Genomic DNA, 24,195 nt, shown 5'->3' with positions numbered 1-24,195 from the left:
AACGCAGAAATGCGACAACAGCGTTGCGTTCTTCTACTTAGGAAAACGCAATCAATTAAATCCATAATTGTCACCGCTAGCCACAGAGGACTGAGCGGAGTCGAAGTCCGGCAAAAGCGGAGTCGAAGTCCGGCAAAATTAGAAGTTATTTAATCGCCAGTTCTTAGCTCTTTTACCCAGACCATTAGCTAGCCGCCCCAGTTTTCTGGGCAATCACCACCCGGTGGCGAGAGGTATTGATCTGTTGGCTAGGTTGGTTAAAGCCTGCGTCCATAAGGGCCTGGTGTAAATCCAGGGAAAAGTACTGGTCGAGATAGGGCTCTGTGCTTTTCAGCAGCGTCAGCACGTAGGCCGGTAGTTTTTTGTACACCTCCGACTGGGGGTTCATTTCCATGATGGCAAAATGACCGCCCGGTTTCAGCAGTCGATGGGCTTCGCGAATAACATCTAGGGCCGCCGATGTAGGCAACTCATGGAATAAAAGAGAGGCCGACACTAAATCGACGGATTGCCCGGACAGGCCAGTTTGCTCAGCCGCTGCATGGCGCCACTGGGGTGCCGCCGCCGAGGCCCGGGTTTGATATTGGGCCACGGTCAAAAAATAGTCGGATAGCTCTACGCCCGTAATGTGGGCATGGGGATAGGCCGATTGCAAAGCACAGGTGCTCAGCCCAGTACTACAGCCTAGATCCACAATCGACTCGGGGGCCGTGGGCAGCCGCTCTGCTAAGGCATCGAGGTAGCTTTGGCGCAACCGCACATCCCCACGGGCATCCCCTTCGGGCCACAGGCGAGCGTGCACGGCTTTAGCGGCCACCGTCGCTTCTAGGGCAGGCTCCCAGCCCAGGTTGCCTTCTTCGTAAGCGTGGAAACTTGTGAGGTAATAGTCGGGATAGGTGAGGGTGCGATCGCAAATCGCCGCCCGTTCCTGTTCCCACAACGGATTTAACGCCCCATTCCCCCCCCGGGACCTCAGCTTGGCCACCTCATCCAGCCAATACACCCCAATGGACTCCGCCCGCTTAATCATCATGTTGCGGGCCCGATCCTTCGCAAAATTCGCCAACGGCTTAATGGCCAACGCTCGATTGATTAAGCCCGTAATAGACCGGGTCGCGATCGCATTATTCATCAAACAGCAGAATTCATAACACAGCTATATCCAGCCTAAACCCCATCCCACCAGGCCCCCAAATTCCCCCTCCAAATCAAAGAAAAAAGCGATCCTATCTAACCCCATCACCAGCCACCCAAAATACTAAGCCACCGCCAATTAAGTATCCCAACGGTAAGCAGCGATTTCGTCTAGAAAACGCTACCCTAGATACCCAAAACTACCCCACAGTCACATCCAAATCTATGTCCGTCGCCGCCTACTACAACGCCGATGAAAACGGCCACAAATCCTTCGAACTACCCGGCGCCTCCCCCCACTACAACCCCGATCGCCCCGGCCAAGTTGAGCACATCGCCCTCGACCTCGATTTCGACATCCCCAAAAAAAGCTACAAAGGCACCTGCTCCATTCGCCTCAACCCAGTGCGCAACGGCATAGATAGCCTCACCCTCGATGCCGTCAGCCTAAAAATTGCCTCCATCACCATTGCAGAACAGCAACAAAAATTCGATTACGACGGAGAACAACTCCACATTCACCTCAGCAAACCCACCGCCGCCGGGCAACCCATCACCCTAGTCATCACCTACGCCGTCAAAGAACCCCAGCGCGGCATCTACTTCATCGCCCCCGACGACCATTATCCCGATAAGCCTTACCAGGTCTGGACCCAGGGAGAAGACGAAGACTCTCGCTTCTGGTTTCCCTGTTTCGACTACCCCGGTCAGCTCGCCACCTCAGAAGTGCGGGTACGGGTGCCCAAAAAGTACTTTGCCCTCTCCAACGGCGAACTCATCTCCACCGAAGAACAAGGCAAAACCAAAACCTACCACTGGCAGCTAGACAAGGTCCACCCCAGCTACCTAATGACCCTGGCCATCGGCGAGTACGACAGCATCGAAACCGACTGGCGCGGCCGCCCCGTACGCTACTATGTGGCCAAAGGTCGCAAAGACCAAATCGACCTCACCATGGGCAAAACGCCCCAAATGATGGAGCGGTTCAGCCAGGTCTTTGGCTACGACTATCCCTTTTCCAACTACGACCAGGCCTGCCCCGCCGACTTTATTTTCGGCGGCATGGAAAACACCACCACCACCCTCCTCACCGATCGGTGTTTACTCGATAAACGGGCGGCCCTCGACAACCTGCGCTCCGAAACCCTAGTGGCCCACGAGCTAGCCCACCAATGGTTTGGCGACCTCATCGTCATCAATCACTGGTCCCACGCCTGGGTAAAAGAAGGCATGGCCACCTACTCCGAAGTGCTGTGGCTAGAAGAAGCCTACGGTCGCGACGAGGCCATGTACTACCACCTCAACCATGCCCGCGACTATCTCGCAGAAGATGCCAGCCGCTACCGTCGGCCATTGGTCACCCACATCTATCGGGAACCGATCGAGCTATACGACCGCCACATTTACGAAAAAGGCTCCTGCGTTTACCACATGATCCGCCAGGCCCTAGGCGACTCCCTATTTACCAAAACTCTCCAAACCCTGCTCACAGATAACGCCCACAGCACCGTCGAAAGCGTCGATGTGTTGCGCGCCATCGACAAAGCCACAGGCAAGAATCTGCGGTATCTCTTTGACCAATATGTCTATCGCGGTGGACACCCCGACTACAGCGTCAAATATAGCTGGGACAGCGACAGCAATCTCGTCAAACTCCTCGTCACCCAGACCCAGGTCGCTGACGGCAAATCCCAGGTACAAGAAGGCCTATTTGACCTCAAAATTCCCATCGGTTTCGGCTACGTAGACAACAATACCGCCGATGTCCAAACCGTTACCGTCAGAGTCCACGAACGGCAGCAAGCATTTTACTTCCCCCTACGACGCAAGCCCGACTTTATCAGCTTCGATGTGGGCAACCACACCCTCAAAACCGTCAAACTCGACTATCCCCTCAAGGAGCTCCAAGCCCAGCTAAAGCACGACCCCGATCCCATTTCCAGGCTATATGCCGCTAAAGCCATTGCCAAGAAAGGTACCCTAGCCGCAGTAGAAACCCTAAGCACCGCCCTGGTAGACGATAGTTTCTGGGCCGTACGGGCCGAAGTGGCCGAAGCCTTAGCCACCATTCAGCTATCCCAAGCCGTAGATGGCCTGATCAAAGGCCTCAACGACAAACATCCCAAAGTGCGCCGAGCGGTCGTCAATTCCCTAGGGAGCATCAAAACAACAGAAAGCTACAAGGCCCTCAAATCTGTTGTCAGAAATGGAGACAAAAGCTACTACGTTGAAGGTGCAGCGGCCACAGCCCTCGGAAGAGTTGGCTCTAGCACCCTCGACAATGGCAAAAACAAAGAGAAAAAGACCCTTAGCCTACTAGAAATGGTCTTAGAAGAGCGGGCGGGCTGGAACGAAGTGGTGCGCTCCGGTGCCATCAGTGGTCTAAGTATGTTCAAGTCCTCGGCAGATGCCCTAGACCTGTTGCTACCCTACACAGAACTAGGCATTCCCCAAGCCCTGCGGCTCAATGCCATTCGGGTCCTCGGCAAAATTGCCGCCGGACAGACCAAAATCAACATAGACCGCATTTTAGATCGCCTCGCCGCCATCGCCCGAGAAGAATTCTTCCTCACCCAGGTGGCTGTGGTTATCGCCCTAGGCCAAATGGAAGTATCGGGGGCGGTGCGCGTATTACAGGGCCTCGCAGAACAAAGCCCCGACGGACGCGTTAAACGCCGTGCCGAAGAGGCCATGGGTCGAGTGCGTAGGGCCATCGGCTCAGATCAAGCGGTGCACGAACTACGCAAAGATCTAGATGACGTAAAACAGCTCAATAAAGATCTGAAGAGTCGTTTGGAAACCCTAGAAGCCAAAGCCAAGGCAAAGACAGAGGCCGATAATCAAATAAAAAAAGACTATCGATTTGAAGATCGACAGCCCCCCAGACCCAAGCGCGAAAGGCTGATCGAGGATTAGGAATAACTGATATCTCAAATCTTGTACCTGGTGATGATGCCCGGCCCACCGAAAGTTCCAAGGCTAATTGAATCAAAACCCACTAAAGGGGTTAGAGGATCGCTAAAAGTCCAAGTACAGGGCCATTAAGCGAATCTTGTCCCTTTAGGGGACAGCCCTCAATTAGCGTTGGGTTTTGAACCTAACGTGGGTTGTAGGCTCAAAACCGATCTGGTGCAAGATCTCAGATATCAAAAGGGGGACATTCCCATGTGGATGTCCCCCTTTTGATACGCAATTTAAGAGCAGGATAGACCTACCAGCCCATGGCCGCCAGCTGTGACGATTGCTCAAAGGCTTCAATGGCAGCGTCCTCTTCCAGGGGCTTGCCCTCAATGGCCTTACCATCGACAAAGCGGGTTTCCGCACAGAACGATGCGGTACTTAGGCCACCAAAGCGTTTCACAATGCTGCTGCGCATGCGTAAATTCGGGGTGACAAACCAGAACCGCTCCACCGAACTCATGGTGTCATATTCGGTTTCTAGCACCAGGCCATCGTCATCATCCATTTCGTAGCGACCCACCACGGGGACAATTTCCGCATATCCGCGCTCCCGCAATAGTCGCCCCTTACGGGAATTATCATCATCGGGCACCAGGGCAAAGACCGTTGTGCCCTCATGGTTACCTTCACCGTCACGGTCCCAGGCCATTTCTCCATTCCAGGCCACGTAAGCACCACCCACGGCCAAGGCTGGATCAATTTCATGGAGGTTGCAAATGGCAATAATTTTTTCGTTGTCCTTATCCAGAGGCTCAACGGTAATATTAGAGCCCCCCAGCTCAGCCCGTCGAAAGGGTAGATGGTGAGTGGTTCGTTGAGACTGCCATTGTCCAGCACTATGCTGGAAAAATTCCATTACATCCATGGGGTTAGGGACGTTGCTGCGTATATTTTCCTTCCCATTAATAATAAACCGTTAGGGAACTTCGGGCATGGATGGATGACCTGCCCCACAGTGGTTTACTCAGCAAATAACGGCCCACGCCAAAAGGGTGATGGCTCACAAGGGCGACGGTTCACATCGAACAAGAATTATTAAAGCTACAGCAATTGCATCGGGTTAATAACAATCGCCATGGAAGGAGTATAGCGAGAGCGTTGCTGTTCCTTGGGTTGGATTATGCATCAACCATTGGCCAATGGTAAGCCCCATGGGCTTATGCATCCATTCAGTCAGCAGCATCACCAAAAGGCTCTCCTATTCGTTTACGAGAGAATATGGTCAGAAAATTATTCAGGGAACACTGGCTAGGCATCCTACAGTCATTGGCCTAGGTGCAGGCCCAACATCACCAAGAGCCAAGCATTTGACACAACAGGTACCACTATTCAACCGATGATTAAAGAGCTGGATATCGTTACGCTCACCCGTGATATAAAAACCTACGGCTTAAGGAAAGGCAGCCGTGGCGCCGTGGTGCAGTGTTATCAAGATAGCGACTGCTATGAGGTTGAATTTACAACTGGCATGGGTAAATCGTCCCAGGTGCTCACCCTGTCCAAGCTTGATATCCAGCTAGAACGAGAGGCCATCCAAGCGCGGGTGGTGGAGATGCTAAATTCTTTGCCGGAAGATGTCCTAGCCGAAGTGCGAGACTTTGCCGAATTTCTCACCCAAAAGGAACACCATAAGGTGGATGGTTCTGGGTTGTTTATACATTTTTCCAATAGCTGAGCCTTGGTGGAGCGTTGAGCAAATAAAAGACGCGCTTAAATCCAGCCGACGGCACTGGTGCTTACCACCCGTTTTAGGTCCGGCGTCAGTTCTATCGTGTAGGCAAAGGGAGAATCCAATTGGGTCTCCACCTGGGTCATAGCGGTGCCATCGGGACGACGGGGCGAGAAAAATGATTCGGCTTGCACCACCAGGTTACCGTCAGCGTTGGTGCCCATATCTTGGACCGTCAAGGTATTACTGTTGCCACTGCTCAGAATGGCCGACAGGTAAGCGGCGGCCACCAGCTCCCCTGTCGCCGGATCAATCTGACTAATCACAGAGGCCTTGGCCCCACCCCCTTGGCCATAGCTGCGCAACCAGGCCGTTGTTGCCCCCTGGCTTTTACGGCGAAAGTCCTCGCTGGGGCTCCCCTGGGTCCCATCGACGGTAAACACAGCGTAGAGGTCGGTGCCAGTCCACGCTAAACCAAGGCCACGGCCATCGGTGCCCGTAATTTCATAGTCGGTGCCCACCCAAGTTTGGCTACCAAAGCTAGCAAGGATAGGGTTTTGGTTATTGCTAGAGACTTGGTTGGTGCCAATATAAATACGCTGATTACCTAGGGTAATTTGCTGGGCACCGCTGGCCTGGATATCGGCTTCAGTGGCGTCGGGCGTAAATTTTGCCACGGTATCGGATACGGCGCTGGTAATAGGCGTCAATACGTTCTGGCCTGTTGATGTTGAAACACCATTGACAACAGCCTCCGCCAAAATAGTTTGGGCCAGGGGCAGCTCAAACCAGGTTTGTATCGGGTCAATTACCTGGGACAACGCACTGAGGTCCCCACTGGCCCCAGAGACTTGAATAATCAGATCGTTAAAGTCAGCATCCGACTGTTGCGAGAGGGCAATATCCTCTAGGGCCACAACGCCGTCGGCCATCTCAGCAAATTGTTCTTGGCCACCTGAGTTGGCGGCCGCCACCGAAAACAAAACGGGGCCACCCGCTTGGAGAGCACCATCGACGGCAAGAATAAACCCAAATTCATCTCCAGCGGCTAGGGTGACGGTTTGCGTGCCCACAAAGCTGCCGCCATTGTGGTTGGTTTCCCCTAGCTCTCCCGAGAGTTTTGCCCCATGGGCAATATCCGAGAAAACCTGAGCCCCCTCGGTGCCATTGCTAAGGGCACGACGAATTGCCTCCTGGATATAGGCTGCGGACCCAGGGGTAAAGGCTTCCATGCCCGTGAGGCTATAGAGACCTAATTCTCCGGCAGCTTTGCCGCTATCGAACAGCACTTCAATGTCAACGGTGCCAGTGGTGGTGGTAAACCCACCTTGGGCAAATTCCACCGCTGGGCCACCGGGAAATAGCTCGCCATGGTCATTTTCCGTGCGGAGCGTGGCCCACTGGGCAGGGGAGAGGGGTTGTCTTTGAACCAGGGCGGCAAACATGGCCCCTTCGTCCCCGGCGGTATCCGTTGGATTTACTTGATGGTCTACCCAGTGACCCAATTCTTCTAAAAGTACGGATAGCAGTGCCCCAGGTTGTGGCAGTAAAGAGTCTGCCAGGTAAATCGTTTGCTGGCTGGCGGCATAGGCTCCGTGGGCACCGTAAGCGGCTAAACCATCGGGTGCCACCAGGATATCTGGACCGGTATTGCCATTGACTAGCTGGTGCAGGTAATCATCACCGCCCACACCCAGCAAATCATCGACAGTATCGGTTTCTAGAAACTGGTCAATTAGCTGTAGGGCCTGGTGCCAGGGCAGCTCGAATTGGGCCTCTATGGTGCTAACAGTTGGGTTGGGTTCAAGGGTGGTGAGCGCCTGGCTGGGAACGATGGGACCATCCTGAAGGTAGGCATTGGCAACAGGGTTGAAATCGCCTAGGGCATGGGGCGGGTAGGCTTCCAAGCTGTTGTGGAACATGGAGAATGGATGGGTAAAGGACGGCAACCGCTGACTAGCAGATCTACTTGAACCTGCCGACAAAATGACAGGTTTCAGGAGAAATCTAAAAGTTGGGTAGATTCCCGGAGAGTTTTATGGCACTAGCAGCATTCCCAATTTATTGTTGAGACAAACAAGCATTGATATGGTGTGGATAATTCGAAGCCAAGCAATATCGGTGCATTACGCTAGCGCTAACGGCACCCTACAGTGGGCTGGCGATTAGGGTCTGAAATCGTGGGTCGTTGCGAAGACCGTCGAAATCGGTGTCGGTTTTGGCCAGTTCGATATATTCTTCAGGGGCAAGCTCAATCGCTTTTTGGAGAAATTTTAGGGATTCGTCTGGTTTGTTCCAAAGGGCATAGGCGCAAGATTTGTTATAGAGCGCTTCGTGGTCGTCCGGTTTGATCGCTAAGGCGGCGTCATAGGCTGAGATCGCATCCCCATAGCGCCCCATCTTAGCCAACGATAGGCCCTTGTTATTGAGCGCTTCGTGGTCGTCCGGTTTTATCGCTAAGGCGGCGTCATAGGCTGAGATCGCATCCTCATCGCGCCCCAGATTAGCCAACGAATTGCCCTTGTTATTGAGCGCTTCGTGTTTGTCCGGTTTGATCGCTAAGGCGGCGTCATAGGCAGCGATCGCATCCTCATCGCGCCCCAGATTAGCCAACGAATTGCCCTTGTTATAGAGCGCGTCGTGTAGGTCCGGTTTGATCGCTAAGGCGGCGTCATAGGCAGCGATCGCATCCCCATAACGGCCAATTCTTCGTAAAGCAGGCCCTAAATCAAAAGTAAGAAGATTACAGCTCATCTCTGGCGCATCTACTGTAACAATCTCATCACTCTGAGTCTGTGCCTTCAATAAATAACTCTCCCTTGAACTCTCTGCACCGTATTTTGATTGATAAAAATACGCAACAAACTTCGCCAGACCCTTTAATTTCTCCGTCCGCTTCCAGCAAAGAGCTAAGGACGCTTTAATAGCCGTTTCCGTTTGTTGTACTAGCTGCCCTAAATTCTCTGACCACCCTAGCCACCAACCCTTTTCCACCATTGGACTGAGCTGCTGCAAAGAGGTTTGTAGCCCCTTCTTGATTAGGGGATGCATATCTTCTTGATATTCCGCCGCAACCGCCTGCAATGGTGCCTGCACCAGCTCTAAATGGCCCAGGTAAATGCTCTCTAACAGCCGAGAAATTACCAGCAGCTCTGCCTGCTGGGGCTGGGCAAAAAGCTGATGGTACAGGGCTTCCGATTGATAGATTCGCCAGTCTTCACTGTCATACTTTTCAGAAATATGGGCATCTTCCCACACCTCTTCATCCGCCAGTCCACCATAGTGGTCCGCCAGGGTTTGATGGGTTGCGCGAAACTGTTGTTGACTCTCTTCATAAAACGCCTGGCGCAACACATCCCGCGCCACATCATCAAACCGATACCCGGCATCCGTCGTGCGCTGGGTAAAGGGCAAGTCCAATAGCCAACGAAACCGCCCCTTAGCCGTCTCTTTCTCTTGCAGCGGAATCTCCAACCCTTCGCAGCGGGTCAACGTCTTGATTAGGTCCCCATCAAACGACCGACAGCAGGCAACAATCTGCACTAGCTGAATTTCATGGAGGCTAAACTGTCGCAGCAAAAGCTGTTTAACCGCCTGCACCCCCTCGGTAAAGTCCGGTTCCTCCCCCCGACGATATTCCTCCCGCACCCAGTTTAGGTAATAGGGCAGCCCCCTGGTCGCTGAGATAATACGCCTGACGCGATCATCGTCAGTGATGCCAATTTCCGCCAAATACTCCCTGGATTGAATATCCTCGAACCGTTCCAATTCCTGTTCATAGACCGCCCGATCATTCTGGTTGCGCTCACTCCAGTGGTCCTTATTGAGCAATTGTTTGCGCCCAGCGGTAACAATGCGAATGGGGTGCTTTTGCAACTCCGTATTCCCCAACAGCAGCTTGCAAAGCCATTGGTCTATTTCCGGGGGCACTTTTTCATAAAAGTCCAGTACCAGCAAAACCGGCTGAGCCGCTGCTTTGCTTTGCAAACATGTGGCAAAGGCTTTGGTTAGCTCCAATAGCGGGTTAAGCATCAGGGCCTGCAGCTCCCGATCATCCCGAGTAGCCCTATGGCGGCTGATGATGCCCTTCACTTCATCCAACATGGAGGCACTGAGTTCCGCCGCATCGCCAATGTGGGGCGCGGCCAACGATAGCCCAGCCCCCACCAAACTGCCCCCCGGCACCATGGCGGAAATCCCTTGCAGCGCCAGGGTACTAAACTTTTTTAGCTGATCGATTTGTTTATCATCGGCCTGGCCAGTGCCGCTTTCGGCTTCTGTTTTGAGGGTTTCCAGGGTGCTGTTGTAGCGCTGCTCCAGCTGATAAAATTCGTTTTCCTCAGCCTCATTGGTCATGGCCGCCAACTGGCCGTAGAGCACCTTCATCACCCCCAGGGGCGTATTGGCATTGGCCGTATCGCCAAATTTCACCTCAGCAATGGTTTCAATATTGGGGTAGCGCTTGCGGTGGGCCTCCATTGCCTTGGCCAGCACCGTGGATTTACCCACACCGCCCAAGCCCCACCCATGGAACACCACCGGACGATTGGCCGGAGCCTCAAACGAAGCAGCCAGCACTTCTAAAAACCGCTCGGCCACGGTGCGGGAAATGTAGATGTCTGGAACTGCCATAGCCGCTGGGCAAATGAATAAAACTTCGGTCTAATTCTAGCGACTCAACCCATTAACCGCACTTATTCTATCCAAGCTTAAGCGTTCTGCAAGGATCACCCCCTTAGGGGCACAATCGCCATGTATTACATTAGCAATTGCGTCACACCTACACCTAAAATTCTCTCTTGAAGGGTTATTTTGTGACTAAAGTCACTCTTTTTGAGGAAGAAAGTTCTATCTTATATAGATATCCATTTCCCTTGTCAGTTCTTGATTTTAACCATGGGATAGCAGATCAAGTAACAGTTTTACAACTGGCCCACAACAACACCAACAAAAACAACGCAAGACCATTCTTTTCCCTGTGCCGGTCAGAAGAATGGTCCCTTCTCAGTCTGTCCTCATGAACGGCTAGCTAGGGTCTAAATGTTGCCGCTGGGTGCTATCTAGTTTCTATCTATATATATTTACGGCGTTACTGATCCTCGGGATGATTCTATTTGGCGGATCCAAATAATGAATCAGCCTAACAGATCGTTTCATTCCCTAAATCAGCAACGGCATATTCACTATTGGAATCAGGTGTGTCCTCTTCGCAGCGGCGTCTTATTTCCCTCACGTTGTCACCCTCAGGATGCACACGCAATCATGGCTGCACATACAATGGGCCTACCATCAGGCCTGCTAGACGATATTGACCTGGTTATACGTCAAGATGCACGAGAACTTATTGAACGTATTGAACAGGGACTGGCCTCTGAGCATCTATCTAAATCGGCCTATCGCGAGCTAGGCAAACTACTGGAACAAGTCCCCCATCTAGAACTTACTAACGACCGTATGCTGATGCCAATGATGCAATTGGCCGTCAGTTTATTGTTACCGACAGAAGCCACCCCGAAAGACGATCAGTCCCCGGCCATGTCCATGGCCGAACGGGTGGCGCTAGCGCGAGATATTCGTAAACGCATTGCCCGAGAGATCAGCATCTACCGCAATCCTTTAGTGGCAGTCTTGAGCGCAGCGGGGTCCCCCGCCGCCCAGCTAATCTCGGGACTGACCTGGTTTACGATTACCATTACCGTCCTGATTGGCAGCACCACCGCTGCCCGCATGTTTCTCTCCAATCAGTACAACATTGGCTATCAGCATGGCATTCGCCAGGCTCAGCCGGTGGCGGAAACAACCGTTGAACCAGACGCCAATAACAGCATTGTCATCGATGGGGAATCGTCGGGTTCCACCGCCATTGACGATGGCGAAAGCCAGGGCTCCCAGGTAGAACTATTTTCTTCCCAGGAATGGCAATATATTCAGCTCGTTCTGGCGGCAGGGGGCCTGGGTAGTATTGTTAGCGTCATGTTGCGATCGCGAAAGCTAGAAAACCGAAATCGGTCCCAATCGATGCTGCCCTTTTTCATTGGCTTTTTTAAGCCCGTGGTGGGCACCGCCTTTGGGCTGCTGGCCGTGGCACTGATCGAATCGGAAGTGGTGATTTTATCTGGGTTTAACCCCAGCGAAGCCGATACCCAGTCCAAGTATTTGTACTTTGCGATCGCCTTTATTGCCGGTTTTAGCGAAGTCCTTGTCCCCGACTTCCTGGCTAGGACCGAAAAAACAATGTCCCCCAGCGAAAGCCACCAAACGGAGGATATTGCCTAAATAGCTAACGCACAGCCCTGCTATGCCATGTATGGCATAGCAGGGCTGTGCAACATAGCAAATCTGTCACAGCTTTCCGTTTTAACCCCCACCTATTTGGTTAAAACAACAGGTATTCGAAGGTTCTTGCGTAACAAGGCCCAGGCAGCTGTTTCGCCGTTGCTGATTTAGGGAATGGTCCGATCTGTGACATGTGTCATGGACCGGTCTCTTGCAGATAAAATCATCCCGAGGATCAGCAACGCCACTGTTTTAACAAACAGCTGCCGTAGTTGTTCCTTTTGTTCTTAACTATCTATGCTTAAACCAACTATCCTGAGTCTGCTGCTGCTGAGCACCTTCCTCACCGTGCAAGCCCAGGCAGCTCAGCGCTATGGGGCCATTGCCATCTCCCGATCGGGAGACTGGGGCGTAGCCACCAACTATCTATCTGTGAACAGTGCCGAACGAGAAGCCCTCCGCAGCTGTGGCGATATCGACTGCACCATTCGCGTTTCTTTCCGTGGCTGTGGGGCCGTGGCCGAATATAACCAAAGCCTGGCCTGGGGCGTTGCCACCACCCTTGAACAAGCTAACCAAGAAGCGTTAAGCGCCCTAGACAACCAGGGAGAACTGATTGCCAACGGCTGCAATCGCTAAATACTCCCTTGCCATCGGGCCAGCATCTTTGCCCAAACTAGGCATGGCGAGGATAGGGCACACCCACAAATACACCCACAAATACACCCACAACAAAGGGCAGGTATGGACCTGCCCTAGGGATTTAAAGTTAATTTTCTAAAACTCAAACGTCTGTGATGCACCGAAACGGCAGTGTCTGATTCTGGGAACGACTCAATCGGCCAGGTTGCTATTTCCAAGGAAGGAGCTAAACAATACTGACGACGAGCCACACAAAATTTTCCGTCGGCCTAAGAATTAACTTTGGCCACCAACTCAGCCTGAGCCATCGGCTCTAACTGAGCAACAGGCTCTAAACGAGCAACAGGCTCTAAAAACGGCCTAGGCGTAACGGGCAAGGACTCCAACATTTCCCTCGCATCCTTCGATAAGGTAGCAGCTACCTTATCTGGATTATTTAACTTAGACACAGATTGAAACGGTGACCGCGATAAACAACAGCCTTTCCAGGCAGATTGCACAGGCACTGACAACTGCGAACACTCGCCACCACGACGGCCAACTGGAGTATAAAACCGGCAAGCGCCACACTTGGCCATTTCATTTTTTTTAATACTCATAAAAGTCTTTAACGAGAGAGTAACCGAAAGCCTTTACCTTGATCATTGTGACCGAGAGTTTCCATCCATCTCTGACATCTCAAAAATGTTAAAAGCTTGATACAACAGGCATTAGAAGTTAATCGAGGCAGCGATCCCCGTTAATATTTTCTTCATATTCTATTTAAACAAATCAATATTCTCAAAAACATCGGGGATCATTACTAAACAGGCGATCCCGCCTATACATTCAAGCAAAATTATCAGGATTAAAGGCCATCAATTTGAGGAAAATCACTTAATTTCAAGAGATTTTGAACCTTTCTTTTTGTCTGTTTTATTTATATATTTTTATTGCCATTTCTTAACAATGCATGGGGCGCACATGCCCCACCTTGCGAGTTCCCCAGATGGACAAAAACATTCACATTCAGGACATAATTCTTGATGTTTTTGTTGTTCTTTTTTTATAGAAACCCACCCCCGATAGGCTTCTTCTGGAGTTGTTGCTGGGGCTTGTTCTAACGCTTCATCAGTATCTAGCTTGCCCACATAGCTGGGATGGGTTCTGATCCAATCATTGTCTGGCTGTTGAGCCTGTCGGGGTTTGCTATGCCACTGGGCACTAGAAAAGCGAATGTCATCTAGGGGCATTGCTAATAGCTGATTGAGTTTATGCAAAATACGCCGCCGCTCTAGGGTGAGGGTCTGGGCCCAGGAGGCATTGGCCACATCGACATAAAGAATATGGCGCTGAATGCTAACGGGCTTGGTTTGGCGCGCCACCACATACCCCACGGCTTTGGGCCAATAGTTGCCGACCTGGCGAAACTGGCGTCGGGCTTGCCAGCTCGGGTTGGCTTCCATATCGGTAATTAGCGATCGCAGTCCAGAAAACCCCATGGCCACTCCCCTTGAAACTCCAATACGACGTCTCCCAACTAACGTGCTAACGTATGGTCTATCAGTGGTCCACCGCTGCTCGCTACTTGTTTAATTTTAGCTGTGCCCCATGGCTTCTTCCCAAGACAACTCCTCTGTTTCTCCCTCCACCGGGTCAGACCCAGACCATAGCATTGCTCCGCAGCTAGAACGGGCCCTGCAGAATCTTAATGTCAATCTTGAGGATGAATTAACCCGCTATCGGCGTAAACGCCATGGCCGGGTCAACCCACCGCCACCGCCACGTCGAAAAAAACAACGACAAACCATTGATCTAATTTCGGTGAAGGCGGCCCCCAGCGACTCGGCGGTAAATGTGCCGCCGGCGAATCAACCGCCCAAGCCACCGCCGCCGCCACCCAATCCGTTTTTGCAAGCTGGCACAGAGCCCCCCACCGCCGCCCCACCGGACATCGAACTACCGGATGTGGACGAACTGCTGGAGGCCCAACTGTCAGAAATAGATGAAAGTGTTGCGGAAGGCGCCACTGGCGAGGCGGCCACTGGCGAAGCGGCCACTGGCGAGGTGGGCATCGACGAGACCGCCCTCCCCGTTCAGACAACCGACAATACGCCCGATGGCTATTTAGAATCTTCGGAAGAACTCCTAAAGAGTCTTGACGATGAAAAAGCCGAGCCGGACTCTATTCCTGAACCCTATTCTCCCAATCGGAAAAATAACGGGCTGCTGAAGCTGGCCGGACTGGTGTTAGTGCTATTAGCCGGGGTTGGTGTCGGGTTTGCCATCACCTATCCCTCCCAACTCCAAAAGCTGAGAGCCCAGCTATTTCCCGGTGGCACTGCCCCGGATACGACGGAACCAGCCGCAACCACCGACGGCCCTTCGGACGCAACCTCGGACACACCCTCAGCTGAAACCACCCCCGCTGAAACCGCACCGGATGGCTATAAGCCCCCCGGTCCCGACTTATCCCAACGAGAGTTTGTGGAGCTGGATTTAGAAAGTCTTAGCACCCTTGAGGTAGATGGCAATCGGCCCAATGTGCCGGTGCCAGCGCCCGCCCAGGCCCCCCAAACCGACACGGCGAATCCAACTGCGGCGGCAGGCACCACCCCAGCCGCGCCGCCTGCCAGCAGCGACCCCGCCGCACCTAGCGAACCCGCTGCCACTGGCGAAACTACCCCGGCCAGCGACCCCGCTGCTGAAACAACGCCTGCCGCCGCCGGTCCTAATTTCTATGTGATTACGAGCTACACAGGCGATGCATCCCTCAATAAAGCACGGGAATTTGTCCCCGATGCCTTTGTGCGCAATTTCAATGCCGGTGCCCGCATACAGTTAGCGGCGTTTGATAATCAGGCCCAGGCCGCCGACCAGGTGGCCGCACTCAACCAGCAGGGCATAGCGGTGGAGCTCTTTGGTCCGACGAACGAATAACCCCCTGCTATCCTAGACACAGGACTGGCGTCGTATTGATAGCCCAGTCGCTGTGCCTCGGAAATTGGAAAATTTATGGGATTGGTCAATCGGTTCTTTCGGGTAGTGCGTTCAAGCCTCAATGAGGCTCTCAACGGAGCCGAAGATCCAGAAAAGGTTCTAGAGCAAACCACAGCGGATATGCAGGAAAACCTGCTGCAGCTCCGACAGGCCGTGGCGGTTGCGATCGCAACCCAAAAACGTAGCGAACGCCAATACGACCAAGCCCACAACCAGGCCCGCGAATTTTACAATCGCGCTCAAAACGCCCTAGCCAAAGGAAACGAGACCCTAGCCCGCGAAGCCTTGGGCCGTCGTCAAACCTACCTCGAAACCGCCAACGCCCTAGAAAGTCAGCTCCAGCAACAGCAAACCAGCGTGCAACAGCTCAAAGCCAATATGCGCACCCTGGAAGCAAAAATGGCCCAGGCCCAAACCCAAAAAGACATGTACATTGCTAGGGCTCGCTCCGCCAAAGCCAGCCAAAAGCTAAACGAAATGATGACCCAGGTAAATGGCGGTCGATTTAGCCAGGTAGAAGAAAAAATTCTAGCCATGGAGGCCGAAGCCGCCGCCGCCGCTGAGCTCAGCCAGCTTAGCCAAGATTCATTAGAACAAAAGTTTACCGCCCTAGAGACCGGCCAAAACCCAGTAGATACGGAATTAGCCGCCCTAAAAGCGCGGATGCAACTGCCGGAGGGCTAAAACCACAACCTCTGGCCAGGGCTGCCAGGGCTCCATCAGGGCTGCCACGGCTGGCGACTATGGCTTTGTTTATACACCGGCAACGTAAAGTGAAACGTGCTGCCCGCCGTCGGGGCAGAATCCACCCAAATTTGCCCATAGTGGGCTCTCACAATGCGCAAACACAGGGCCAACCCCAACCCATATCCATCCTGGGACTGATCTCGCTGTAAGCGAAAACTCTCCTCAAAAATTCGGGCTTGCTTATCCGCAGGGATGCCCGGCCCCGTATCTTGAATACTCACCTGCACCTTTTGGGTGGTCCGATGCAGCGCCGTAATCATCAGCTCCCCCCCCGTGGGGGTGTATTTCACCGCATTGTCCAAAAGGTTCGTAATGACCCGACGCACTTGATTCGGATCCGCATGCACCTGGGGTAAATCCTGAGGAATCTCCAGGTGCAGCACCTGATCCTTAGTTTTCACCTTAGACAGCATAGATTCCATCACCTCTTGGCACAGCTCTACCAAATTTAATTCCCGAGGAAAAATATGTAGATCCACACTGGGACCGTGGGCCGCCTGCAAAATATCCGTAATCATCCGATCGATCGACCGAATCTGAGTTTTAGCATTCCGCAATAATTGCACCGTCAGCTCAGGCCGAAAGCGAGAGCGGCGCTCTTTGGATGGGTCGTACCCCATTTCCAAGGTCTCAATGGCAATGGATGCCGCCGTCAAAGGATTGCGCAAATCATGGGCCAACATTGCAATGATCCGATCCTTGAACTCAAGCTTGGCATTAATTTCCGCATTCAACTGTTTCAGGCGAAAGATTTCGTCCGAAAGATGAATAATTTCAGTCGATTGAGCAATGGACGTCTCATCTAGGGTCTGCTGCTTGCGCGCAGCATTTTCATCCGTCGCTTCAGCCTGCCAACGCGCCCACCAATAATCAATCTGAGAGATAATATCGCTCCCAGTCAATGTTTGCCGTCCAGCCGCCGAGACCTTGATCAGCGTAGGGGTAACGACTAACTTGAAATGCTCAGCCAAATAGGGCTGCTCACTAACGTCAACGACCTCTAAAACAGGATCAATTTCCCCTTCTAAGCCCTCAACATGCTGACGAATCTGACGAACTTGCTCAACAGAACTTGGCCGCTTATCAATAAACAGCAATAGCTTCAGAGGCACTTCAAGAGATGGCATGGGTGAACGTTTGACTCCTGCTCAGCAATAGAAATCTCCAAAGACCGGGTGCCTGACTAAATGACGTTGCTGATAGAAGGACTAACGTAAGCCTTAAAACAGCTAATACAATAAAACGAAAGGATGGCATCATACCAAAAATAACAACGCCAATATCTACCTAGCCTACATCTTTCCCAGCTTGGATGACGGTCACTGAATCAAAGAATTCTGCAGATTACTACGACTATAGGCCTATGCCAGTTGCGAAAGCCTCCCATCCGAAATCAAATACTTCGGGGTTGTAGGAAATTATAGTTATGGGTGGTCTAACGGACACAACTGGCATCGTTAAAGAGATATAACGGAACAATCCAAAAGCAGTTCATAGGCTTACTTCTCACGTACAGTGGAGAATAGAGATTGTTTCTGATGGTAACCAGTCATCCGTTAGCGGTCCTTCGATCAAGCAGTGAGGCGCGGTGGTTATGGGAGTTCTAGGCATTGTTGAAAATCGTATTGGTCATCAGCGCACAGCGCAAAAATTAATTGATTGCATTTCTAAAGTTGGGGCCCTATGTTTGGGTGCAACCACGTTACTAATTACCCAAGCCGCTGTTGCAGAAACAATTGGAGCAACAGCGACTGGTCCCCTAGCCATTCAGCCTCTACTAGCCCAAACTAACTCCACCGCCCAGGGACAATTGACCAACGGTATTTATCTCTTTGGCGAAAAGCCTTTGCCAGACCAGTTGCAAACGGCCTACATGATTTTTGAAGCACGGGCAGGAGAAGTGGTCGGAGCATTCTACTCTCCCCATTCGTCCTTTGACTGCTTCGAGGGAGATGTCCAAAATGCTCAGATGTCCCTAGCCATCACTGAAACTTACTCCCAGGAAGTTTATCCCTACATGCTAAACCTGGACGACACCGCCATCGCTGGCCCCGGCGGCAGTCAGTTTGCCATTGAGGGTTTCCACCAAATTGATGCCGTTAGTGACAATGACATGCGCATGCTGTCCACATGCCAGACTCAATACAGCCAAACTATTTAGCATTCAGGCAGTGTTCGTTCGACCGACGGGTCACAACCTCTGAGACGATTCGTTCAATCAGCTACAGTTTCTCGGATCAGGCTAATTTATTTTCTTAGTAGGATTCATAAATTGCTCAACTGATAAAACAATGCTTTGGCGATTTGCCAAGGCATTGTTTTATCGTAGTAAATGAAAATCCACCATTACCGATCCCCGGCAATGGTGAAGATCCTGCAGTATCTCTCTGAATCGTAGGTGTGAACGCAGCAGAACAAGCTCTTAGCATTGAATACGCCAGTAAAATTGCCGCCACTGTTGGAGCATTTAAAGGGCAGTTACCCGACCTACGCTCCGACTTAAAACCCTGGGCCAATGACCCGGACACTCGAGAGCTCATCGATCCGGACTCGATTGATATTGGCTTTCATTTTCCTGGCTTTAGTTATTCCTTCAACTGTCGCAGCTTACTAGTGCAGATTCGTTTGCACACGATGGCCAGCGAACATGACAACACCAACATAGTGAAGCTAATTGGCATTGAAGTCGTCGGGTTTAACCATCTGGGCGAGCAGTGGCACTTGTCAACGATTAATAACTGGCAGTTTGAGGGGGTCGCCCCCCCCAAAGACAATGCTGGCGAAAAGATCAAACTTTGCTGCCGACAAATTTTCAAAGTGTTTAATCCTGACCTTGATGCCTAAGGAATCACATCTGACGGACGGACAAAAGTCCATTGTGTGGATGGGTAGAACGATGTGAAACCCAATGCCAGAGACAGTTTCGTTGGGTTACCCTAGCGCTAACTCAACCTATAGCAGAACTCAGATCTAGGATCACCCTAGTAAAGGGTTCAACGAAGCGTCACCCTTTACTCCACCATCAGGACTGAGCCCAATGTTGAGCGTTGACACGGCCCTTGAGACTGGAGGGTAAACATATTTATTGCCAAGGCAGAGAACGCGGCACCCTGAATTGGCTAGTAGGATAGTTGAGTACATTTTGACTCACTTCCATGAAGACCGTTATCCCCGTCGACTTGCCCCAAAACCAGTACGATATCAAAATCGCTACCGACGGGTTGCAGTATCTGGGGGCCTGGCTATCGGCCATTGGCAAAAGCGGTAAAGTTTTACTGGTGTCTAATCCGGTTATTTTCAAGCACTACGGCGACACCGCAATTGAGTCCCTAAAAGCAGCTGGCTTTGATGTGTGTCAATGCATTTTGCCCGCTGGAGAACGCTATAAAACCCTACGATCAATCGAGAAGATCCATGACGTAGCGTTTACCAATCGTCTGGAGCGCAGTTCTACCATGGTGGCTCTGGGGGGAGGTGTGATCGGCGATATGACAGGATTTGCCGCCGCCACTTCGCTCCGGGGAATCGCCGTTGTGCAGGTGCCCACCTCTTTGCTCGCCATGGTAGACGCCTCCATGGGTGGCAAAACGGGGGTCAACCATCCCCAAGGTAAAAATCTCATCGGTGCCTTTCATCAGCCTAGTTTGGTGCTCATCGACCCCAATGTCCTGGCCACGCTGCCCGGTCGTGAATTTCGTGCCGGTATGGCCGAAGTGATTAAATATGGCATTATCTGGAACGAAGACTTGTTTGACCAATTGGAACAAGCGCAGCGCTTAGACCAAATGCGCTATGTAGGTCAGGCACTACTCCACGATATTTTGAAGCATTCTTGCCAGGCAAAAGCCGATGTTGTCAGCCAGGATGAAAAAGAAGCCGGTCTGCGCGCAATTTTGAACTATGGCCACACCATTGGCCATGCGGTAGAAAGCCTGACGGGCTATAAGCTCGTGAACCATGGTGAAGCTGTGGGCATTGGCATGGTAGCAGCAGGCGCGATCGCAACCGCCATGGACCTCTGGCCCCAAACCGCCACCGACCGCCAGCTCGCCATCATTCAAAAAACCAACCTACCCACCAAACTGCCCGAGAACCTTAACATCAACGACATCCTCCCCACCCTCCGCAGTGACAAAAAAGTAAAAGCCGGCAAAGTCCGCTTCGTCCTACCCAAACGCATCGGCGCAGCCTTCGTCACCGACCAAGTCACCGACGACATTATCCGCAGCGTCTTAGAGGAGATGTTCTAGGAGGATAGAAATAGAGCAAGCGATAGAGCCTTTATCCCCGATAAAATAAGCCTAAAACCAGTCTCGAAAACAAACCACTCGTTTACGCTGCTCCGCATTCGCTACGCAGCGTAATCCCCCAGCCGTAACTCAGTGCAACCGCTGAGAGCATCCCAACCACCCCTTTATTCTTTCGGGGGGCGTGGGGGAGTTAGGCCCCCACATTAGGAGGGTTTCAGGGAGGAAAGCTCTTTCGGGGGGCGTGGGGGAGTTAGGCCCCCACATTAGGAGGGTTTCAGGGAGGAAAGCCCTGAGCAATCTCCCCCGCCAAAAACCAAACAATCAAACCAAACAATCAAACCAAACACTCTCATCCAGAGCAGCCAGATCGCCCTACCCAAAACACCATGCAAAATCTCGAATTCCCCACCCGCACCGCCACGGTCACCCGCACCACCAAAGAAACCGACGTCACCGTCACCCTCAACGTCGATGGCACTGGCCAGTGCAACGCCAACACCGGCATCCCCTTCCTCGACCACATGCTCAACCAAATCGCCTCCCACGGCCTATTTGATCTCGACATTCAAGCCACCGGCGATCTCGAAATCGACGATCACCACACCAACGAAGATGTGGGCATCACCCTAGGTATGGCTCTACACCAAGCCCTCGGCAATCGCAAAGGCATCGTCCGCTTTGGCCACTTTGTCGCCCCCCTCGACGAATCCCTAATTCAAGTGTCCCTAGACTTTTCCGGTCGGCCCTACCTCGCCTATGGCCTCGACATTCCCACCCAGCGCGTTGGCACCTACGACACCCAGCTAGTGCGCGAATTTTTCATGGCCGTCGTTCACCACAGCCTCATGACCCTACACATTCGTCAGTTAGACGGCATTAATTCCCACCATATTATTGAAGCCACGTTCAAAGCCTTTGCCCGGGCCATGCGCATGGCCACCGAAATCGACCCGCGCCGCACCAATGCCATTCCCAGTTCCAAAGGTGTGCTCCAGGTATAGTTTTGCCCCTACCCCAGGGGCAAAACCAGCACAGTCTCTGGGCCCTGATGAATCGCCAGGGTAATCACCTGATGCTCCATCGTTGGCACCCCATGGTTAATCTCTGCAGCCGTTCCAGAATTAACTGGATAGGCAGGAAAGCAAGCGCCACTGAGACTTAAACGCAACGCCTGACCAGCCCTGAGGCGAAAACAGGTGGGTTGCAGCGGCACCGTGACGGGAACATCGCCAGGCTCGGCAACGCGCCGATAGCCCTGGGTGAGATTAAACACACGGCCATCGGGCTGCACCACTGACAGCACAGCACAGATGTCGTAGCTAGCCGCAGCTGTCTCCACCGTTAGCGCCACGGTCACCTCGCCGGCTACCGCTAAGTCACCTTCCAGTCGGGAGGTGGTGTAGGTCAGGATATCGCTGCGACCATCCAAGGCGGTGCGATCGCAACTCCCCCCCGGCCAGCTCCCATGGCCCCCCAACGCAGGCACTGGCCGCCAGGGATCATGCACCAGCACATCGCCGATGGCAACATCAGGCAGCACGGCGACCTCAGACAACACAAGCTGCCCGTCATCCTCACGCATCCCCGCCAAACCGGTACTTTGCAATTGATATTGCCGTACCTTTCCCCCGGAGGGCCACGCATCAAAACATCGCCAGCAGTTACTGCCCATCTCAAATAAATGGACTGGACCATGCTCGGTTAGGCCATGATCTAACCGACCTTTGCCCTTCAAGCAATAGTCAAACCACTGCACCTGCAATTTATCAATGGGGTTGAGCGCCCCTAGGCCAAAGTCCATCTCCCCTACTTTGCGACTCCAGGGCAGATGGGTCCAAGGGCCTACCCACAAATGCTGAAGGTGGGCGCTGCCGCGCACCATCTCTTTAAATAATCGAATATCCCCCGTTAGATAAGGATCAAACCAGCCCCCCACATGGAGCATGGGTAAGTCCACATCCGCCAAATTAGGTTTCAACCCTTGCCAATAGTCATCATCCTGGGGATGGGCAACCCAGTCATGCCAAAACGAATCAGCCGCATATTGCCTCAAAACATCTGGCTCGGCCGTCACAGCACCGTTTAGGGGCAAGTTACGCGAAGCCGACCGCAACGCATTAAAGGCAAGGTCATCCCCCCGCAAACGGGCTGTTTCAGCCGCCAACTGAATCGCCCAGCCCAGCCCGGCCTGCAACCTCAGCGCTCCATTTTCATAGGCCCAGTCTTGATATAGGTCATATCCCACCATGGCTGGGGCTAACACTTTCAAAGCCGATGGTTTTGCCTGGGCCGCATAGAGCTGCGTCATCCCCTGGTAAGAAAACCCATACATACCCACCTGACCATTGCTGTTAGGCAACTGAGCCGCCCATTGCACGGTGTCGTAACCGTCATTTACTTCATGGGCAAAGAGTTTAAAGTCGCCCCCTGAGGTGCCGCGACCGCGCACGTCCTGAATCACCACAATGTAGCCTTGGGCGGCGTACCAAGTGGGGTGGGCATAGACCACGGTGGATGCGATCTCTCGGCCATAGGGCTGGCGCATCAACAACACTGGCCACGGACCATCCCCCTCTGGGCAATACACATCTGCATCCAGCCTCACCCCATCTCGGGTCAGGCAAGAATGCACTTCCTTCGGTTTAACTAACAACCAATCAGACGTCATCTAAAACAATGCGTACGCCCCAATACCGACAGATCTTCCTCATCCAACTCCGCCGGCACACCTTGGCGAATCAGTTCGGCAAAATCCTCATTAGGCACCATTACACTCAGTAGATAAAGCCGCTGCGCACTAATATTTTCCACAAAATGAATGCCATGGGAGGGCACTAAAATACTGTCCCCCGTCCGAATCATCGATACTTTACCATCGCAGACCACACGCCCTTCGCCCTGAAGTACATAAAACATTTCCACAGCCACCTGATGCCGATGGGAGGGTGTACGTCCACCCTGATCAAAAATTTCTACGCAGCAGGTCAACGCAGCATGGCCCTGGGTGGGGTCCACCAGCAAAGCCAAACGGTTTTTATCGTCTGGAGTAATGCGAAAAACTTGATAATCGCAGGGGGATTTTAAGACCGGTAGAACGCAGCTAGTTGGCAGCGTACAAACACTTTCCATGATTTTTCCATAAAACTTGATTAGGCATTGCTGAGTACCGATGTAGCTGCATCGGTCAAACTGATTCGTCTACAAAGGGTGAGCGATGGCACACACCTCTCCATCAGCAAAGACGTGGTAACGCTTCTTCAGGGTAAAAATCCCATTCACCCCCAGGACGGTCTTGCAATAATTTGTCACCTGTGACGATTCAACGACGCCGTCATCATCAACACACGCCAGCCCAGCGGTCTCCCAAACGACCGTCTATTTTTTCTCCCTGGGCACACTTTCATCACCGACACGTCACATAGGAAATCTCAGAAAATAACCGTACAATTGCACGAACGGTTAGGGGAACCAGAATTATCCTCTGTAGGCTGATAAAATAAGCGTCTACACGATCTACTCGCTAAATCCTTATATTTG

General features: G+C 52.5%; 19 protein-coding genes. 10 read left to right on the top strand and 9 right to left on the bottom strand.

All coding sequences use genetic code 11. From position 1 onward, the window contains the following. Positions 1-184 precede the first annotated feature (184 nt). The gene (locus IXB28_RS01230) at positions 185-1,132 is read right to left on the bottom strand and encodes a class I SAM-dependent methyltransferase (RefSeq protein WP_215616719.1); all 948 of its coding nucleotides are present in this window, start codon (positions 1,130-1,132) and stop codon (positions 185-187) included. Positions 1,133-1,359: 227 nt separating this feature from the next. On the opposite strand from IXB28_RS01230, the gene IXB28_RS01225 reads away from it, so the two are divergent. Beyond that, positions 1,360-4,050 carry a M1 family metallopeptidase gene (locus tag IXB28_RS01225; protein ID WP_215616718.1) on the top strand — a complete coding sequence of 897 codons (2,691 nt, stop codon included), beginning with the start codon at positions 1,360-1,362 and terminating at the stop codon, positions 4,048-4,050. 295 nt (positions 4,051-4,345) lie between these two features. On the opposite strand, the gene IXB28_RS01220 is transcribed toward IXB28_RS01225, so the two are convergent. After that, positions 4,346-4,960, bottom strand: a complete 615-nt coding sequence (locus IXB28_RS01220; protein ID WP_215616717.1) for a phycobiliprotein lyase — start codon at positions 4,958-4,960, stop codon at positions 4,346-4,348. A gap of 471 nt (positions 4,961-5,431) precedes the next feature. Between IXB28_RS01220 and IXB28_RS01215 the strand changes: the two genes are divergently transcribed. After that, the gene (locus tag IXB28_RS01215; protein WP_215616716.1) at positions 5,432-5,770 is read left to right on the top strand and encodes a DUF4926 domain-containing protein; all 339 of its coding nucleotides are present in this window, start codon (positions 5,432-5,434) and stop codon (positions 5,768-5,770) included. 35 nt (positions 5,771-5,805) lie between these two features. On the opposite strand, the gene IXB28_RS01210 is transcribed toward IXB28_RS01215, so the two are convergent. Together IXB28_RS01210 and IXB28_RS01205 are read right to left on the bottom strand one after the other, a co-directional pair. Beyond that, positions 5,806-7,686 carry a DUF4114 domain-containing protein gene (locus tag IXB28_RS01210; RefSeq protein ID WP_215616715.1) on the bottom strand — a complete coding sequence of 627 codons (1,881 nt, stop codon included), beginning with the start codon at positions 7,684-7,686 and terminating at the stop codon, positions 5,806-5,808. A gap of 226 nt (positions 7,687-7,912) precedes the next feature. Continuing rightward, a complete protein-coding gene (locus IXB28_RS01205) occupies positions 7,913-10,396 on the bottom strand; it encodes a tetratricopeptide repeat protein (RefSeq protein WP_215616714.1) in 2,484 nt (827 codons plus the stop codon). 630 nt (positions 10,397-11,026) lie between these two features. On the opposite strand from IXB28_RS01205, the gene IXB28_RS01200 reads away from it, so the two are divergent. After that, on the top strand, positions 11,027-12,040 hold the full coding sequence (locus IXB28_RS01200) for a hypothetical protein (RefSeq protein ID WP_215616713.1): 1,014 nt from the start codon (positions 11,027-11,029) through the stop codon (positions 12,038-12,040). 297 nt (positions 12,041-12,337) lie between these two features. Next, positions 12,338-12,679: a DUF4189 domain-containing protein gene (locus IXB28_RS01195; RefSeq protein WP_215616712.1), complete on the top strand. Its 342-nt coding sequence runs from the start codon at positions 12,338-12,340 to the stop codon at positions 12,677-12,679. A gap of 272 nt (positions 12,680-12,951) precedes the next feature. On the opposite strand, the gene IXB28_RS01190 is transcribed toward IXB28_RS01195, so the two are convergent. Both IXB28_RS01190 and IXB28_RS01185 read right to left on the bottom strand, forming a co-directional pair. Then, positions 12,952-13,281 carry a hypothetical protein gene (locus IXB28_RS01190; protein ID WP_215616711.1) on the bottom strand — a complete coding sequence of 110 codons (330 nt, stop codon included), beginning with the start codon at positions 13,279-13,281 and terminating at the stop codon, positions 12,952-12,954. Positions 13,282-13,611: 330 nt separating this feature from the next. After that, complete coding sequence (locus IXB28_RS01185; protein WP_215616710.1) at positions 13,612-14,163, bottom strand: DciA family protein; 552 nt, start codon at positions 14,161-14,163, stop codon at positions 13,612-13,614. Between the two features lie 109 nt (positions 14,164-14,272). On the opposite strand from IXB28_RS01185, the gene IXB28_RS01180 reads away from it, so the two are divergent. Beyond that, the gene (locus tag IXB28_RS01180; protein ID WP_215616709.1) at positions 14,273-15,601 is read left to right on the top strand and encodes a hypothetical protein; all 1,329 of its coding nucleotides are present in this window, start codon (positions 14,273-14,275) and stop codon (positions 15,599-15,601) included. Positions 15,602-15,676: 75 nt separating this feature from the next. Beyond that, the gene (locus IXB28_RS01175; protein WP_215616708.1) at positions 15,677-16,345 is read left to right on the top strand and encodes a PspA/IM30 family protein; all 669 of its coding nucleotides are present in this window, start codon (positions 15,677-15,679) and stop codon (positions 16,343-16,345) included. 35 nt (positions 16,346-16,380) lie between these two features. Here the strand turns inward: IXB28_RS01175 and IXB28_RS01170 are convergent, their stop codons facing one another. Further along, positions 16,381-17,535, bottom strand: coding sequence for a histidine kinase (locus IXB28_RS01170; RefSeq protein ID WP_215616707.1), 1,155 nt, complete (start codon positions 17,533-17,535; stop codon positions 16,381-16,383). Positions 17,536-18,002: 467 nt separating this feature from the next. Between IXB28_RS01170 and IXB28_RS01165 the strand changes: the two genes are divergently transcribed. The 4 genes from IXB28_RS01165 (at position 18,003) to hisB (ending at position 21,659) form a co-directional block, all read left to right on the top strand. Further along, complete coding sequence (locus tag IXB28_RS01165) at positions 18,003-18,569, top strand: hypothetical protein (protein ID WP_215616706.1); 567 nt, start codon at positions 18,003-18,005, stop codon at positions 18,567-18,569. 239 nt (positions 18,570-18,808) lie between these two features. Further along, positions 18,809-19,252 carry a hypothetical protein gene (locus IXB28_RS01160; RefSeq protein ID WP_215616705.1) on the top strand — a complete coding sequence of 148 codons (444 nt, stop codon included), beginning with the start codon at positions 18,809-18,811 and terminating at the stop codon, positions 19,250-19,252. Between the two features lie 311 nt (positions 19,253-19,563). Next, positions 19,564-20,658, top strand: a complete 1,095-nt coding sequence (gene aroB, locus IXB28_RS01155; protein WP_215616704.1) for a 3-dehydroquinate synthase — start codon at positions 19,564-19,566, stop codon at positions 20,656-20,658. A gap of 386 nt (positions 20,659-21,044) precedes the next feature. Beyond that, positions 21,045-21,659, top strand: a complete 615-nt coding sequence (gene hisB / locus IXB28_RS01150) for an imidazoleglycerol-phosphate dehydratase HisB (protein WP_215616703.1) — start codon at positions 21,045-21,047, stop codon at positions 21,657-21,659. A gap of 8 nt (positions 21,660-21,667) precedes the next feature. On the opposite strand, the gene IXB28_RS01145 is transcribed toward hisB, so the two are convergent. Further along, positions 21,668-23,326 (bottom strand): CocE/NonD family hydrolase, encoded by a 1,659-nt coding sequence (locus IXB28_RS01145; protein WP_215616702.1) that lies wholly within the window; start codon positions 23,324-23,326, stop codon positions 21,668-21,670. Further along, positions 23,323-23,787, bottom strand: coding sequence for a cupin domain-containing protein (locus IXB28_RS01140; RefSeq protein WP_215616701.1), 465 nt, complete (start codon positions 23,785-23,787; stop codon positions 23,323-23,325). Before IXB28_RS01140 ends, IXB28_RS01145 begins: the two co-directional genes overlap by 4 nt. Positions 23,788-24,195 lie beyond the last annotated feature (408 nt).

This window comes from Leptothoe kymatousa TAU-MAC 1615, assembly GCF_018739865.1.
Lineage (GTDB): Bacteria > Cyanobacteriota > Cyanobacteriia > Phormidesmidales > Phormidesmidaceae > Leptothoe > Leptothoe kymatousa.
This window is presented reverse-complemented; position numbering and strand designations above follow the sequence as displayed.